This is a genomic window from Mycobacterium sp. NS-7484, assembly GCF_001953975.1.
Taxonomy (GTDB): domain Bacteria; phylum Actinomycetota; class Actinomycetes; order Mycobacteriales; family Mycobacteriaceae; genus Mycobacterium.
In genome coordinates, this window is record NZ_MBEJ01000099.1 from 140,386 (window position 1) to 155,297 (window position 14,912).

Below are 14,912 nucleotides of genomic sequence, written 5' to 3' on the forward strand. Positions count from 1 at the left end.
CCGTTACCGCGTCAAAATTCGGGCACCGCGGGTGGTGACGGCCACAGTGTGCTCACTGTGCGCGGCGCGGGCCCCGGTGGTGCTGCGCAGCGTCCATCCGTCCGGGTCGTGGACGTAGCCGGTGGTTCCGTCGGCGATCAGCATCGGCTCGATCGCGATCACCAGGCCGGGCCGCAACGTCATGCCTTCGCCGCGTCGACCGACGTTGGGGACGTGGGGCGCCTCGTGCATCGTGCGTCCGATGCCGTGTCCGCCGTGGTTGGCCAGCAGTCCGTATCCCGCCTCCCGGGCCACCGCGGCAATCGCGTGGCCGATGTCGCCCAACGCGTTGCCGGGGCGCACCGCGGCGATGCCGGCGGCCAGCGCCGCGTCCGTCGCCTCGATCAGGGCGGTGTCGGCGGGGTCGGGGGTGCCGACGACGAAACTGCGTGCAGCGTCGCCGCACCAGCCGTTCAGCGTTGCGCCGAAGTCCACCGACACCAGGTCACCGTCGGCCAGCACGGTGCCGTCGGGGATGCCGTGGACGATCGCGTCGTTGACGCTGACGCACAGCACCGCGGGGAAGGGTTTGGGGGCCCAGCGGGGGTGGTAGTTCAAGAAGGGCGAGGAGGCGCCATGCGCGGTGAGGATGTCGGCGGCGATGCGGTCCAGATCGGCGGTGGTATCCCCGGCAGCGGCTTTCGCGACGATCGCCTGCAACACTTCGGCGACAACCGCTCCCGCGGCTGCCATCGCCTCGACCTGCGCTTCTGTCTTCAGATCGACCATGGCGTGTTCCTGGTTGGCAAACTTTTCGAATCAGGCATGGACATTTACTCGATACCTGCGGTACCGTTGTACAACAAGTGGGTAGATGTAAACCTCAGACAATGATAGAGAGGTCTGCAACATGGCTCGGACCAAGATGGTCAGGCGTTGGCGCAAGAACATGGACGTCAGCGACGACACCCAGTACGTCGACATGCTCACCACACTGTCCGAGGGGTCGGTGCGGCGCAACTTCAACCCGTACAAGGACATCGAGTGGGACTCGCCGGAATTCGCCGTCGTGCCCAACGACCCGCGCTGGATCCTGCCCGCGACCGATCCGATGGGCGGCCATCCCTGGTACCAGGCGCAGCCCGTCGAGCGGCAGATCGAGATCGGCATGTGGCGTCAGGCCAACGTCGCCAAGGTCGGCCTGCACTTCGAGAACATCCTGATCCGCGGGCTGATGGAGTACTCGTTCTGGGTGCCCAACGGGTCGCCGGAGTACCGGTACTGCCTGCACGAGTCGGTTGAAGAGTGCAACCACACCCTGATGTTCCAGGAGATGGTGAACCGCATCGGCAAGGATGTGCCGGGCATGCCGCGGCTGCTCAAGTGGGTGCAGCCGCTGATCCCGCTGGCCGCCGGCCCGCTGCCGATCCCGTTCTTCTTCGGCGTGCTCGCCGGTGAGGAGCCCATCGACCACACCCAGAAGAACGTGCTGCGCGAGGGCAAGGCCCTGCATCCGATCATGGAGCGCGTCATGGCGATTCACGTCGCCGAGGAGGCCCGGCACATCTCGTTCGCACACCAGTACCTGCACAAGCGGGTGCCGAACCTGCGCCGCCGGCAGCGCTGGATCCTGTCGCTGTTCGTGCCGCTGACCATGCGCATCCTGTGCTCGGCCATCATCGTGCCGCCGCGGGCGTTCTGGAAGGAATTCGACATCCCCCGCTCGGTGCGCAAGGAGCTCTTCTTCAAGGCGCCCGAGTCGCGGAAGATGCTGCGGGACATGTTCGGCGACGTCCGGATGCTGTGCACCGACACCGGGCTGATGAACCCGATCGCCAAGCTGATGTGGAAGATCTGCAAGATCGACGGGCCGCCGAGCCGGTACCGCAGCGAGCCGCAGCGCGAGCACCTGGTCCCCGTGACGGCTGCCTAGTCCTGTCATGCCCCATGTGATCACCCAGTCGTGTTGCAGCGACGGGTCCTGTGTCTACGCGTGCCCGGTGAACTGCATCCATCCCTCACCGGATGAACCGGGCTTCGCCACCGCCGAGATGCTCTACATCGATCCCGACGCATGTGTGGATTGCGGTGCCTGTGTGAGCGCGTGCCCGGTGGGTGCGATTGCGGCCGATACCCGGCTGACCGAGAAGCAGCTGCCGTTCATCGAGCTCAACGCGGCCTTCTACCCGAAGCGGGAAGGCAAGCTGCCGCCGACGTCCAAGCTGGCGCCGGTGATCGCGGCGCCCAAGGTCGAGCGTCGCGACGGACATCTCACGGTGGCCATCGTCGGCTCCGGGCCGGCGGCGATGTATGCCGCCGACGAGCTCTTGACGCAGCGCGGGGTCCGCGTGAACGTGTTCGAGAAGCTGCCGACGCCCTACGGGCTGGTACGGGCCGGTGTGGCACCGGACCATCAGAGCACCAAGCGCGTGACGCGGCTGTTCGACGTCATCGCCCGGCAGCCGGGGTTCAAGTTCTTCCTGAATGTCGAAGTCGGCAAGCATCTTTCGCATGCCGATCTGCTGGAACATCACCACGCCGTGCTGTACGCGGTCGGTGCACCCAACGACCGTCGCCTCGACATCGAGGGCATGGGGCTACCGGGCACCGGCACCGCCACCGAGCTGGTGGCCTGGATCAACGGGCACCCCGAGTTCACCGATCTGCCCGTCGATCTCAGCCACGAGCGGGTCGTCATCGTGGGCAACGGCAACGTCGCCTTCGACGTCGCCCGCATCCTCACCACCGATCCGGATGCGTTGGCCCGCACCGACATTTCCGATCATGCCCTGGCGGCCCTGCGGACCTCGCGCGTGCAGGAGGTGGTCGTCGCGGCCCGCCGCGGCCCGGCGGAGTCGGCCTTCACGCTGCCCGAGCTGATCGGCCTGACCGCCGCCTGCGACGTCGTGCTCGATGAGGCCGACCACCAGTTGGTGCTTGCGGACCTGGCCCGCACCACAGATCCGCTGACCCGCAACAAGCTGGAGATCCTGGCCAAGTTGGGTACCGCCTCGGCGCCGATCACCCGGCCACGGATCCGGTTGGCCTACCGGCTGACCCCGCAGCGGGTGTTGGGTGAGGACAGAGTTGCCGGTATCGAATTCGGGATCACCGGAACCGACGAGATGTGCACGCTGGACGCCGGCCTGGTGCTGACCTCGATCGGATACCGCGGCAAGGCCATTGCCGACCTGCCGTTCGATGACGACGCTTCCGTCGTGCCCAACGATGCCGGACGCGTCGTCGGAACTCGCGGCGCGTACGTGGCCGGGTGGATCAAACGCGGACCCACCGGATTCATCGGCACCAACAAGTCGTGTGCGGCGCAGACGGTGCACCAGTTGGTCGACGATTACAACGCCGGGCTGCTGACCGATCCGGCGCACAAGCCGGCCGCGTTGGACAAGCTGGTGCGGTCCCGTCAACCCGCCGTGGTCGACGCCGCCGGCTGGCAGGCGATCGATGCCGCCGAGATCGCCCGCGGCGGCGAGGACCGGCCGCGCGACAAGTTCACCTCGGTGGCCGACATGCTGGCCGTGGCCGCGAGTGCCCCGAAACCGACGGTGCGACAGCGGGTTCTGGCCGGACTGCGCGGCTAATCGGGCGCGACGACGAGGTCGGCGCATGCCCGGGGCCGGAAGCGGGCGATGAACTCGTCCTCCTGGGCGGCCCACCGGTCCCAGTGCGGTCGGTAGGTGTCACCGTCGCGCTCCAGTGCTCGGCGCTTGCGTTCGGCGTCGTCGGCGTCGACCCAGATGCCCAGGTCGGCCAGTGCTCGGGTGGCGGGGGTGAGCGCGCCGATGCCCTCCACGATCAACCGTTGCCCGGGGCCGACCTCGTGCCACCCGCTGGGTGCTTCGGCGGCCCAATCCCATTGCCGCCAGCGGCCGGTACGCCCGGCCGCCCGGGGTGCGAGCAGTGAGCGACGGACATGCTCAGCGGCCCACAGCAGCCCGTCCCAGCCGGGATAGATGTCATCGAGTCGGACGACGATACTGCCGTGCCACTCGTCGCGCAGCCGGCGCGCCAGCGTCGACTTGCCCGAACCTGAACGGCCGTCGATGAGTACGGTCGTCGCGTCGGCGCCGAGGCGGCGCAGGATGTCATCGAGCACCAATGAAGTTCCACGTCCCAACCGCCATCGACACCCCGACGGCGACCGCGGCAATCACCAATCCGGCTGCGATCAGCGCGAATTCGCGTACTCCGAACGGTGACGGGCGGGCCCACGTCCGGTTCGGGTAGGCACCGAAGCCACGGGCTTCCATCGCGGTGGCCAGTTTCGAGCCGCGCCGCACCGCGAACACCAGCAGCGCGAAGGCCTGCCCGGCCATGCGTCGCAGCCGGGCGTGGTCGGCCACGCCACGGGCCCGACGGGCGTAACCCAGATACCGCCAGTCCTGCCCGAGCAGACCCACGAGCCGCAGACCGGCCAGTGCGCCCAGCACGAACCTGGCCGGTAGCCGCAGCACCTGCCCCAAACCGTCTGCCAATTCTGTGGATTCGACGTCGATGAACAAGATGACCGAAGGTAGCGCGATCGCCAGCACCCGCAGGAAGGTGGCCGCGGCCAGGGCGATGGAGCCGTCGCTGACGGTGATGAGCAGGAAATGCCAGTGGACGGTCCCGGCGGTCTGTCCGTAGAGCAGGATGGTGATGGAGGTCAGGGCGGCCGCGACGAGGACCACCGCGGCGCGCGTCAACGCCGGCCGCAGCTTCACACCGAGCGCGGCGAACAGCACGAGCTCACCGGCGAGCGCGGTGAGCGCCGAGACCCAGTCGACCGACAACACGAGCACGCCGGCGATTACGAGCGCCGTGAGCAGCCGTGCGACCGGGTTCACCGACCGGGTCATGACGCCGCCTCCGCCGGTGGTTCCCAGGCCGGCAGTTCGATCTTGCGGTCGGCCAGCAGTCCGGTGAAGTCGAGGTCATGGGTGGCCGCGACGACAGCCGTGCCGGCATCGGCGATCTCGGCCAGCAGCCGGATCAGCTCCTCCCAGGTGCGGCGGTCCTGTCCGAAGGTGGGCTCGTCGAGAATGATGACCTTCGGTGCGGTGGCGAGCATGGTAGCCACCGAGAGTCGACGTTTCTCGCCGCCGGAGAGCGTGTAGGGGTTCACCGTGGCGAGGTGCGTCAGTCGCAGGCGTTCGAGCAATTCGTCGGTGCGGGAGGCGATCTCGGCGGCAGGGAGCTTGATCGCCTTGGGGCCCAAAGCCAGTTCGTCGCGCACGGTGGCGGTGAGAAACTGATGTTCGGGGTCCTGGAAGACCGTGCCGAGCCGGGTGAGCAGTTCTTTCGAGCGCCAGCTGATGGGCGCGCGGCGCGCCGGTGCCGGAGCGAACGCGGCGGCGGCTTCGAGCCGCCCGGCCGGAACCGGCAGCAGGCCGCCGAGGGTCAGGGCCAGTGTCGATTTTCCCGCGCCGTTGGGGCCGGTGATCACCGTGGTCTGGCCGGCTCGGATCTCGAACTCCAGTCCGACGTGCATCGGTGGATAGCCGGGGTGCGCCAGCGTCAGATCCTCGGCGCGCAGCAGTGACTCGGCGGTTGCGGCGCGCCGGCGGTCGAGCACGGGGAGCGGGGTGTGGGGCACCCATACACCCGAGCTGACCAGGTAGTCATGGTGGTGGCGCAGCGTCTGCTCCGGTGTGCCGTCGGCGATCACCGCGCCGTCGGGGCCGAGCACGATCACCCGGTCGATGATCGGCAGCCACACCTGGGTGCGGTGCTCGATGACGACGAGCGTCGCGCCGGTCTGCTCGGCCGCGTGGGCGACCGCGTCGCGAACCTCGATCACTCCCTGTGGGTCGAGGTTGGCCGTCGGCTCGTCGAGCAGGATGAGACCGGGATTCATGGCGATCACGCCGGCCAATGCCAGCCGCTGCTTCTGGCCGCCGGACAACTCGGAAGTGGGTTGGGACAAGCCGAGATTGAGCCCCATGGCGGACAGGGCGGTTCGGACCCGCGGCCAGATGCGGTCACGTTCGACGCCGAAGTTCTCCATGCCGAAGGCCACGTCGTCGCCCACGCGGGGCAGGATCACCTGCGCATCGGGGTCCTGCAGCACCATGCCGATCCGGTGCCGCTGCCGGTTGGGTGCAGCGTCGTCGACCAGGAGGCTGCCGGTCTGTTGGCCTTCCTCGGCGCCGCCGAGCAATCCGGCGATGCCGTGCAGCAGAGTCGATTTCCCGGCCCCGGACGGCCCGAGCAGCAGTACCCGTTCGCCGGGGTCGATCCGCAGTTCGAGATCGCGCACGGCCCAAGTGTCGCGGCCGGCATGGCGCCAACCCCAGTGGTGCGCCGTGACGGCGGCACCGGTGCCGTGCGGCGGGCTCATCGAGTGGTCGAGCCGATCCGGCCCGAGGCAAACCGGCTCAGCGCACCGGTTTTCGCCAGACCTCTGACGGCGAACCAGGACAGCAGGCCGGCCACCAGGATGCCGGAGACGATCGCCGAGGCGGTGTAGATCGTCGCGAACGTCCTGGCTGACGCCGGATACCACAGGATGAGATCGTTGACGGCCAGTGCCAATCCGGCGACACCGCCGGCGAGCAGGGCGACGGGCAGTCCCCAACGGCGGTAGAGGAACACCGCGAAGACCAGCTCTGCGCCGAGGCCTTGGACCAGACCCGATTCGATGGTGAGGACACCCCACTGGTTACCGACCAACGCCGAGACCGTGGCGGCCACGAGCTCGCCGTACAGCGCCGCGCCCGGCTTACGGATCACCAGGGCGGTGAGCACGCCGGCGAACAACCAGCCGCCGGCGAGCAACGCCTGCAGACCGGGCAGCGCTGCGGTCAACGGGGCACTGATCGGGTTGGACGCGATGTTCCACACCACGAAGACCAGGCCCGCCGCCGTCGCGAGGACGCTGGCGACGACGATGTCCACCACCCGCCAGCGCAGGGCACGGGCAACCGGCGTGGTGTCGGTGGGGTGGGGTTTCATCGGTCTCCTTCGTGCGAGGAGATCAGTATGACGCCCCACCCCGGCGCCGTGAGGGCAGGCTGTCAGCCCTGTTTCATGGCCTGTTCGATCTCTTCCATGCTGACCTCGCGCACCGGCTGCCCGAGTGACCACTGGTGTCCGAACGGGTCACGCACCACGCCGTACCGGTCGCCCCAGAACTGATCTTCCAGGTCAGCGACCACCTCGGCGCCCGCCTCGACCGCGCGGGCGAACTTCTCCTCCACATCGGTCACCGTGAGGTGAATGGTCACCGGCGTGCCGCCCAGGGCCGTGGGTGTGGACGATTTGCCGTCGTTGTAATCGGGGAAGTCGTCGTTGAGCATGACCGTGGACCCGTTGATGGTGAGGGCGGCGTGAACCAGCTTGCCGTCGGGGCCGGGCACCCGGCCCAGCTCGGTGGCGCCGAATGCCTTGACGTAGAAGTCGATCGCCGCTGCGGCGTCGTCGACAACCAGATGGGGAGTGACTGCAGGGGTTACTTCGATCGCCATGTTCTTCTCCTGATGAGTTGAGCGGACTCAATGCAGACCCGCCCGACGGGCAGATCTCATCGGCGGACCACCCCATGCAACCACCACGGTCCGACAAGAACGCGACAGGAGAACACGGCAGGAGAACTCAGTGCGCGATCTTGTCCCAGCCGGCGACCGATTCCACGCTGCGCGGTTCGGGCCCGACGTAGATGGCCGCCGGGCGGACCAGCTTGCCCAGCCGCTTCTGCTCCATGATGTGTGCGCACCAGCCCGCGGTTCGCCCGCAGGTGAACATCGCCGGCATCATCGTGGCCGGCACACCGGCGAAGTCCAGGATCACCGCGGCCCAGAACTCGACGTTGGTCTCGATGGCGCGGTCCGGGCGGCGCTCGCGCAGCTCGGCCAGCGCGGCCTGCTCCAGGGCCTCGGCCACCTCGTAGCGCGGCGCCGCAAGGCGTTTGGCGGTGCCCCGCAGCACCCGGGCCCGCGGATCCTCGGCCCGGTACACCCGGTGCCCGAAGCCCATCAGTTTGTCGCCGCGATCCAGGATGGCCTTCACCACCGCGCGGGCGTCACCGGATTTCTCGACCTCTTCGATCATCGGCAGTACGCGGGCCGGGGCGCCGCCGTGCAGCGGCCCGCTCATCGCGCCCACCGCGCCCGAGAGCGAGGCGGCCACGTCGGCACCGGTGGAGGCGATCACCCGGGCGGTGAACGTCGATGCGTTCATCCCGTGTTCGGCGGCGGTGACCCAGTACGCGTCGATCGCCTCGATGTGCTTGGGGTCTGGATCTCCCTGCCAGCGCGTCATGAAACGTGCTGTCACGGTGGAGCATTCGTCGATCCGACGCTGCGGTACGGCGGGTTGGTAGATGCCCCGGGCGGATTGGGCGACATACGACAGTGCCATCACCGAGGCGCGGGCCAACTGGTCGCGCGCGGTCGTGTCGTCGATGTCCAACAGCGGGGCGTAGCCCCAGATCGGCGCCAGCATCGCCAGCCCGGCCTGGACGTCGACGCGGACGTCACCGCTGTGGATGGGCAGCGGGAACGGTTCGGCCGGGGGCAGGCCGGTGCCGAAGCTGCCGTCGACCAGCAGCCCCCACACGTCGCCGAAGGTGACCCGGTGGTCCACGAGTTCCTCGATGTCCACGCCTCGGTAGCGCAGCGCACCACCGTCCTTGTCCGGCTCGGCGATCTCGGTGGTGAAGGCGACGACGCCTTCCAGGCCGGCAACGAAGTCTTCCGGTACGGCTGGCATGGCCAGATTCTTGCACCAAGCTCAGGCGTAGCGTTAGCGCGGTGGCAAGACCCTCTGGACAAACCCCGGACCACCACGTTCACGACCTGGCTGCCATGCGGGTGGACTATGTGGAGAAGGACGGTTGCGGCGACCTCGATGTGGACTGGCTCGGGGACGATCCGGCCACCGGTTGGCTGACGCTGTTGCGGACCTGGCTGGCCGACGCCTACCGCGCCGGGGTGGCCGAGCCCAATGCCATGGTCGTGGGCACCACCGACGACGAGGGAAGACCGGTCACCCGAACGGTGTTGTGCAAGAGCATGGACGAGACCGGCATCACGTTCTTCACCAACTATGACTCTGCCAAGGGCACGCAGCTGGCGGTCAATCCCTATGCCTCGGCGACGTTTCCGTGGTACCAGCTGGGCCGCCAGGTACATGTGCGCGGTCCGGTCACCCAGGTCAGCCGCGAGGCCACCGAGGACTATTGGGCCAAGCGCCCGCGGGGTTCGCAGCTGGGTGCCTGGGCGTCGCAGCAGTCGAGCCCGATCGCCTCGCGTGAGGCGTTGCTGGACCAGTTGGCCGAGGTGACCGAACGGTTCGCCGATCTCGACGCGGTCCCGGTGCCCCCGAACTGGGGCGGGTACCGGATCGCCCCGGACAGCATCGAGTTCTGGCAGGGCCGGGAAAACCGGGTGCACAACCGGATTCGGGTACGCGAGCACCGCGTCGAGCGGCTCCAGCCGTAACCGGTGAGAAGCCTCTTCGCCGACACCACCCCGCTGCGGACACCGGATTTCCGGCGGTTGTGGCTGGCCGGCATCCCGACCGTCATCGGCGCGAACCTCACGATCTTCGCGGTGCCGGTGCAGCTGTACGTGCTGACCCAGAACTCCGCCTACGTGGGGTTGTCCGGCCTGTTCGCGCTGGTTCCGCTGGTCGTGTTCGGCCTGTGGGGTGGCGCCTGGGCCGACGCCATGGACCGCAGGCTGTTGCTGATCATCGCCTCGATCGGGCTGGCCGCGTCCTCGGTGCTGCTGTGGCTGCAGGCCGCGCTGGCGCTGAACAACGTGTGGGTGGTGCTGTGCCTGCTGGCGCTGCAGCAGGCGTTCTACGCAGTCAACAGCCCCACGCGCTCGGCGGCCATTCCGCGGATGTTGCCCGGCGAGCAGTTGCCCGCGGCGAATTCGCTGAACATGACCGTGATGCAGTTCGGCGCGATCGTCGGCCCGCTGCTGGCCGGGTTCCTGCTGAACTGGGTGGACCTGTCGACGTTGTATCTGATCGACGCGGTGACGTGTCTGGCGCCGATCTGGGCCACCTTCCGGCTCGCCCCGATGCCGCCGTCGAGCATCGAGACCGGCTCGTCGCGCTGGGGTCTGGCCGCGGTGCTGGACGGCTTTCGCTACCTGGCCGGCAACCGCGTGGTGTTGATGTCGTTCGTCGTCGATCTGGTGGCGATGATCTTCGGCATGCCGCGCGCGTTGTTCCCCCAGATGGCGCACGAGAGCTTCGGCGGCCCCGTCGAGGGCGGCACCGCGATGGCACTGTTGGCGGCGGCGATGTCGGTGGGCGCGGTGGCCGGTGGGGTGTTCTCGGGCTGGTTGCCGCGCATCCGCAGACAGGGGCTGGCCGTGGTGGCGGCGATCGTGGTCTGGGGCGTGGCGATGGTCGGGTTCGGCATCGCGGGTGGATCAGCAGGTGGCCAGGCCGGTCTGGTGATGTGGATTGCCTTGGCGTTCTTGGCCATTGGCGGGGCGGCCGACATGGTCTCGGCTGCGTTCCGGTCGACGATCTTGCAGCAGGCGGCCTCCGATGAGCTGCGCGGTCGGTTGCAGGGCGTGTTCACCGTCGTGGTGGCCGGTGGCCCCCGGTTGGCCGATACGTTGCACGGCGCTGCAGCGGCGGCGGTGGGCACCACGGTGGCCGCGGCCGGTGGGGGCGCACTCGTGGTGGTCGGCGTGGTGATCGCAGCGTTGGCGGTGCCCGCGTTCGTGCGTTATCGCGTGTCGACGCCCCGGCCGAGCGCTGCGCAGGAAGAGTCCGAGGCGGACAAAGTATGACGACCGGCATATGGCGCGGGGCGGCACATAGTTGCTCAAACGGCCCGAAACGTCGGTGGTGAGCGATAACATCCGGTCTCGTGGCTGACGTGGTGCCCCAGGCCGAACCGGGTTTGCGTGAGCGCAAGAAGCAACGCACCCGCGCGATGTTGATCGAGGCCGCGATCGAGTTGTGTGACCGCCAGGGCTTCGAGCAGACCACGGTCGAACAGATCGCCGCGGTTGCCGACGTGTCCCCGCGCACGTTCAGCCGCTACTTCGCCACCAAGGATGCCGTCGTCCTGGCGTTCGTCGACGAGGTGATCGAGATGGTCGCACTCGAGCTCGCGGCCCAGCCGCCCGGAATCGGCGATCTCGAGGCGCTGTACCGGGCGCACGTTCAGGCATTCCTGAAGACGAAGACCGCCCCGCCGCCCCAGCTGACCTCCGAACGGCTGCTGGCCTCTGCGCGCATCATCACCTCGTCGCCGACGTTGATGCAGTCGGCCTCGGAGTTCCGGGCGGATGCGGTCAACGTGGTGCTGGCGCGACGGATGGGGGTGCCCGGCGACGATCGCCGGCTCAAACTGACGGCGGTCATCTGGGGGTCGATCATCATGACCGGCATCGCTGAGCTGGGATCTCGTGCCGACTGGGCAAGCGTGACCGTGGATGACATCGTCGACCGGATCAACGCGACGTACGCCGACTTCCTGGAGGTCGCGGCGGGCGTCTGCCAGCCCGGGCAACAGCCGGTTGCACGGTGACGGTGACCGGTTGGTAACCCCCCGCGGGCAGCGCCGATCGATTGCGACTACCTTTTGGTAGAGCAGTTAGTTGGTTCCCAACGACTTCCCAACGAGGATGAAGGGATTCCCGTGGCCGAAAACCCGTCGAGTGGGCAGGAGCTTGCCACCCTCAAGTACCCCGGTGGCGAGCTTGATCTGGAGATCGTCCACGCCACCGAGGGCAGTGACGGCATTGCGCTGGGCCCGTTGCTGGCCAAGACCGGCTACACGACTTTTGATGGTGGCTTCGTCAACACCGCCTCCACCAAGTCGGCGATCACCTATATCGACGGTGATGCCGGCATCCTGCGGTACCGGGGCATCCCGATCGAGCAGCTGGCCGAGAACTCGACGTTCATCGAGGTCAGCTACCTGCTGATCTACGGTGAGCTGCCGACGGCCGAGGAGTTGGAGAAGTTCACCACCCAGATTCAGCGGCACACGTTGCTGCACGAGGATCTGAAGCGTTTCTTCGACGGCTTCCCGCGCAACGCGCATCCCATGCCGGTGCTGTCCAGTGCGGTGAACGCGCTGAGCGCCTACTACCAGGATTCGCTGGATCCGTTGGACACCAAGCAGGTCGAGCTGTCGACGATCCGGTTGTTGGCCAAGCTGCCGACGATCGCGGCGTATGCCTACAAGAAGTCCGAGGGGCAGCCGTTCCTGTACCCGGACAACTCGCTGACCCTGGTGGAGAACTTCCTGCGGATGACGTTCGGCTTCCCGGCCGAGCCGTATGAGGTCGATCCCGAGATCGTCCGCGCGCTGGACATGCTGTTGATCCTGCACGCCGATCACGAGCAGAACTGCTCGACCTCGACGGTGCGGTTGGTGGGCTCCTCGCAGGCCAACCTGTTCACCTCGATCTCCGGGGGCATCAACGCGCTGTGGGGGCCGCTGCACGGCGGTGCCAACCAGGCCGTGCTGGAGATGCTGGAGAAGATCCGCACCGGCGACGACGACGTGAAGACGTTCGTCAAGAAGGTCAAGAACCGCGAAGACGGCGTGAAGCTCATGGGCTTCGGCCACCGGGTGTACAAGAACTACGATCCGCGCGCCCGCATCGTCAAGGAGCAGGCCGACAAGATCCTGGGCAAGCTCGGCGGCGACGACGAGTTGCTCGATATCGCCAAGCAGCTCGAAGAGATCGCGTTGACCGACGACTTCTTCATCGAGCGCAAGCTCTACCCGAACGTCGACTACTACACCGGCGTGATCTACCGGGCGATGGGCTTCCCGACGCGGATGTTCACCGTGCTGTTCGCGCTGGGCCGGTTGCCGGGCTGGATCGCGCACTGGCGGGAGATGCACTCGGAGCCCAACAAGATCGGCCGTCCGCGCCAGATCTACACCGGCTACACCGAGCGTGGTTACGTAGACATCACCAAGCGCTGATTCTTTTCCGCGAACAGACACAAACCTGCGCAAAAACACTGGTTTTGGTGCGGGTTTGCTGGGGGCCCCTCCCGCTTGCGGGGGACTGCTCGCAAGGTAGTCGGCTTGCACCCTTGACAGTTGTAGTTTCACAATAGTTGTGTGAACACAACTGTCGGTTCGCTCAGCGCTCGGCGCAAGGCGATCATCCTCGTCTCGTGCTGCCTGAGCCTGCTGATCGTGTCGATGGACGCCACCATCGTCAACGTCGCGTTGCCCAGCATCCGCGACGATCTGGCGGCCACCCCGTCGCAGCTGCAGTGGATCGTCGATGTCTACACGCTCGTGCTGGCCTCGCTGCTGTTGTTGGCCGGTGCGACGGGCGATCGGTTGGGTCGCCGGCGGACGTTTCAACTCGGCTTGACGGTCTTCGCGGTGGCCTCGCTGTTGTGCAGCCTGGCGCCCAACATCGAGACGCTCATTGCCGCCCGGTTCCTGCAGGCGATCGGCGGTTCGATGCTCAACCCGGTGGCGATGTCGATCATCACCCAGGTGTTCACCGGCCGGGTCGAACGGGCCCGGGCCATCGGCGTGTGGGGCGGTGTGGTCGGGATCTCGATGGCACTCGGCCCGATCGTCGGCGGGGCGCTGATCGAGTACGTCGACTGGCGGTCGGTGTTCTGGATCAACCTGCCGATCTGCGCGTTGGCCGTCGTGCTCACCGCGATCTTCGTGCCGGAATCGAAGTCGACGACGATGCGTGATCTCGATCCGGTCGGTCAGGCCCTCGGGGTGGCGTTCCTGTTCGGCGTCGTCTTCGTACTGATCGAGGGGCCCGGTTACGGCTGGACGGATCCGCGCACGCTGGGCGTCGCCATCGTCGCGCTACTGGCCCTGGTGGCCTTCCTGCGCTACGAATCGCAGCGGCGGGACCCGTTCATCGATCTCCGGTTCTTCCGCAGCGTGCCGTTCGCCTCGGCCACGGTGATCGCGGTCTGCGCGTTCGCCGCCTACGGGGCGTTCCTGTTCATGATGTCGCTGTATCTGCAGACCGAGCGCGGTTACTCCGCGATGCACACCGGTTTGATCTATCTGCCAGTTGCCGTCGGGGCGTTGATCTTCTCGCCGTTGTCGGGCCGGCTGGTCGGGCGGTATGGCAGCCGGCCGTCGCTGTTGGCCGCTGGCGCGACGATCACCGTGGCCACGATCCTGCTGACCCGGCTGACCGCCGACACCCCGGTCTGGCAGCTGTTGGCGATGTTCGCGGTGTTCGGCATCGGCTTCTCGATGGTGAACGCACCGATCACCACGACAGCGGTCAGCGGTATGCCGCTGGACCGAGCCGGTGCGGCCTCGGCGGTGGCCTCCACCAGTCGCCAGGTCGGCGTGAGTATCGGTGTGGCCCTGTGTGGTTCGGTGGCCGGTACGGCGCTGGCGGACGCCGGCGCGGACTTCGCCGCGGCTGCTCGCCCGTTGTGGTTCGTCTGTGCCGCACTCGGTTTGGTGATATTCGCGCTCGGCGTCGCCTCCACCACGCCGTGGGCTCTGCGCTCCGCGCAGCGGTTGGCACCGCTGATCGGAGCGCACCACACCTCGGAGGTGACCCATGTCCGGTGACCGGCGGGCCGAGTTGGCCGATGAGGTGTGGCGCGCCCTGACCGGGTTGGTCTTCGACCATCGCGACCGCTGGCGTCGCGCGGTGATCGAACGGACCGGGCTGCCGTTCAGCCGCGTTCGCATCGTGAAACGACTTGCGCACAAACCGTTGACGGTCAAGCAGCTGGCCTACGCCGCCACCGTCGACGCCCCGGCCGCCACGGTCGCGGTCAACGACCTTGAGGAACGCGGCCTGGTGGTGCGCGAAATCGATCCGGCCAATAGGCGCTGCAAGCTGGTGTCGCTCACCGACGCCGGTCGCGCACTGTTGGCCCGGATCGACGAGATCGAAGACCCGGCGCCCGAGGTGTTCGCGGCGCTCGACCTCGGGGATCTCGAAGCGCTGCAAGTGATCCTGGGCAAGGTCTCCGGGGCGTAGCCGCGG

The 14,912-nt window shown here is 67.6% G+C and carries 15 protein-coding genes; 8 read left to right on the forward strand and 7 right to left on the reverse strand.

From position 1 onward, the window contains the following. Positions 1 to 3 precede the first annotated feature (3 nt). Positions 4 to 768, reverse strand: coding sequence for a type I methionyl aminopeptidase (gene map, locus A5733_RS19065; protein WP_076241248.1), 765 nt, complete (start codon positions 766 to 768; stop codon positions 4 to 6). A 121-nt stretch (positions 769 to 889) separates the two neighbouring features. On the opposite strand from map, the gene A5733_RS19070 reads away from it, so the two are divergent. Then, positions 890 to 1,912 carry a diiron oxygenase gene (locus A5733_RS19070; RefSeq protein ID WP_067769961.1) on the forward strand — a complete coding sequence of 341 codons (1,023 nt, stop codon included), beginning with the start codon at positions 890 to 892 and terminating at the stop codon, positions 1,910 to 1,912. Between the two features lie 7 nt (positions 1,913 to 1,919). Beyond that, positions 1,920 to 3,578, forward strand: coding sequence for a 4Fe-4S binding protein (locus tag A5733_RS19075; RefSeq protein WP_076241249.1), 1,659 nt, complete (start codon positions 1,920 to 1,922; stop codon positions 3,576 to 3,578). Here A5733_RS19075 and A5733_RS19080 read toward each other — a convergent pair. The 6 genes from A5733_RS19080 to A5733_RS19105 all read right to left on the reverse strand — a co-directional run bounded on the left by A5733_RS19080 (position 3,575) and on the right by A5733_RS19105 (position 8,685). Then, positions 3,575 to 4,096, reverse strand: a complete 522-nt coding sequence (locus A5733_RS19080) for an AAA family ATPase (protein WP_076241250.1) — start codon at positions 4,094 to 4,096, stop codon at positions 3,575 to 3,577. The two genes, A5733_RS19075 and A5733_RS19080, sit on opposite strands and share 4 nt — an antisense overlap. Next, complete coding sequence (locus A5733_RS19085; protein ID WP_076241251.1) at positions 4,083 to 4,835, reverse strand: energy-coupling factor transporter transmembrane protein EcfT; 753 nt, start codon at positions 4,833 to 4,835, stop codon at positions 4,083 to 4,085. Before A5733_RS19085 ends, A5733_RS19080 begins: the two co-directional genes overlap by 14 nt. Continuing rightward, the gene (locus tag A5733_RS19090) at positions 4,832 to 6,316 is read right to left on the reverse strand and encodes an ABC transporter ATP-binding protein (protein ID WP_076241252.1); all 1,485 of its coding nucleotides are present in this window, start codon (positions 6,314 to 6,316) and stop codon (positions 4,832 to 4,834) included. Before A5733_RS19090 ends, A5733_RS19085 begins: the two co-directional genes overlap by 4 nt. Further along, positions 6,313 to 6,930 (reverse strand): ECF transporter S component, encoded by a 618-nt coding sequence (locus tag A5733_RS19095; protein WP_076241253.1) that lies wholly within the window; start codon positions 6,928 to 6,930, stop codon positions 6,313 to 6,315. Before A5733_RS19095 ends, A5733_RS19090 begins: the two co-directional genes overlap by 4 nt. 62 nt (positions 6,931 to 6,992) lie before the next feature. Beyond that, positions 6,993 to 7,442, reverse strand: a complete 450-nt coding sequence (locus tag A5733_RS19100) for a VOC family protein (protein ID WP_067769974.1) — start codon at positions 7,440 to 7,442, stop codon at positions 6,993 to 6,995. Between the two features lie 127 nt (positions 7,443 to 7,569). Next, a complete protein-coding gene (locus A5733_RS19105) occupies positions 7,570 to 8,685 on the reverse strand; it encodes a citrate synthase 2 (RefSeq protein WP_067769975.1) in 1,116 nt (371 codons plus the stop codon). Between the two features lie 95 nt (positions 8,686 to 8,780). Between A5733_RS19105 and pdxH the strand changes: the two genes are divergently transcribed. The 6 genes from pdxH to A5733_RS19135 all read left to right on the forward strand — a co-directional run bounded on the left by pdxH (position 8,781) and on the right by A5733_RS19135 (position 14,906). Continuing rightward, a complete protein-coding gene (gene pdxH / locus A5733_RS19110) occupies positions 8,781 to 9,416 on the forward strand; it encodes a pyridoxamine 5'-phosphate oxidase (protein ID WP_083666303.1) in 636 nt (211 codons plus the stop codon). 3 nt (positions 9,417 to 9,419) lie between these two features. Then, complete coding sequence (locus A5733_RS19115; protein WP_076241255.1) at positions 9,420 to 10,730, forward strand: MFS transporter; 1,311 nt, start codon at positions 9,420 to 9,422, stop codon at positions 10,728 to 10,730. Positions 10,731 to 10,810: 80 nt separating this feature from the next. Beyond that, positions 10,811 to 11,476 carry a TetR family transcriptional regulator gene (locus A5733_RS19120; RefSeq protein WP_142254080.1) on the forward strand — a complete coding sequence of 222 codons (666 nt, stop codon included), beginning with the start codon at positions 10,811 to 10,813 and terminating at the stop codon, positions 11,474 to 11,476. Between the two features lie 111 nt (positions 11,477 to 11,587). Further along, complete coding sequence (locus tag A5733_RS19125; protein WP_067769982.1) at positions 11,588 to 12,892, forward strand: citrate synthase; 1,305 nt, start codon at positions 11,588 to 11,590, stop codon at positions 12,890 to 12,892. Positions 12,893 to 13,033: 141 nt separating this feature from the next. Next, positions 13,034 to 14,488, forward strand: coding sequence for an MFS transporter (locus tag A5733_RS19130; RefSeq protein ID WP_067769984.1), 1,455 nt, complete (start codon positions 13,034 to 13,036; stop codon positions 14,486 to 14,488). Continuing rightward, positions 14,478 to 14,906, forward strand: a complete 429-nt coding sequence (locus A5733_RS19135) for a MarR family winged helix-turn-helix transcriptional regulator (protein WP_067769987.1) — start codon at positions 14,478 to 14,480, stop codon at positions 14,904 to 14,906. Before A5733_RS19130 ends, A5733_RS19135 begins: the two co-directional genes overlap by 11 nt. Positions 14,907 to 14,912 lie beyond the last annotated feature (6 nt).

What these genes read in the sequence shown, in the direction of transcription:
- map (WP_076241248.1), bottom strand. Translation starts at nt 768, where the DNA reads ATGGTCGATCTGAAGACAGAAGCGCAGGTCGAGGCGATGGCAGCCGCG.
- A5733_RS19070 (WP_067769961.1), top strand. Translation starts at nt 890, where the DNA reads ATGGCTCGGACCAAGATGGTCAGGCGTTGGCGCAAGAACATGGACGTC.
- A5733_RS19075 (WP_076241249.1), top strand. Translation starts at nt 1,920, where the DNA reads ATGCCCCATGTGATCACCCAGTCGTGTTGCAGCGACGGGTCCTGTGTC.
- A5733_RS19085 (WP_076241251.1), bottom strand. Translation starts at nt 4,835, where the DNA reads ATGACCCGGTCGGTGAACCCGGTCGCACGGCTGCTCACGGCGCTCGTA.
- A5733_RS19090 (WP_076241252.1), bottom strand. Translation starts at nt 6,316, where the DNA reads ATGAGCCCGCCGCACGGCACCGGTGCCGCCGTCACGGCGCACCACTGG.
- A5733_RS19095 (WP_076241253.1), bottom strand. Translation starts at nt 6,930, where the DNA reads ATGAAACCCCACCCCACCGACACCACGCCGGTTGCCCGTGCCCTGCGC.
- A5733_RS19100 (WP_067769974.1), bottom strand. Translation starts at nt 7,442, where the DNA reads ATGGCGATCGAAGTAACCCCTGCAGTCACTCCCCATCTGGTTGTCGAC.
- A5733_RS19105 (WP_067769975.1), bottom strand. Translation starts at nt 8,685, where the DNA reads ATGCCAGCCGTACCGGAAGACTTCGTTGCCGGCCTGGAAGGCGTCGTC.
- pdxH (WP_083666303.1), top strand. Translation starts at nt 8,781, where the DNA reads ATGCGGGTGGACTATGTGGAGAAGGACGGTTGCGGCGACCTCGATGTG.
- A5733_RS19135 (WP_067769987.1), top strand. Translation starts at nt 14,478, where the DNA reads ATGTCCGGTGACCGGCGGGCCGAGTTGGCCGATGAGGTGTGGCGCGCC.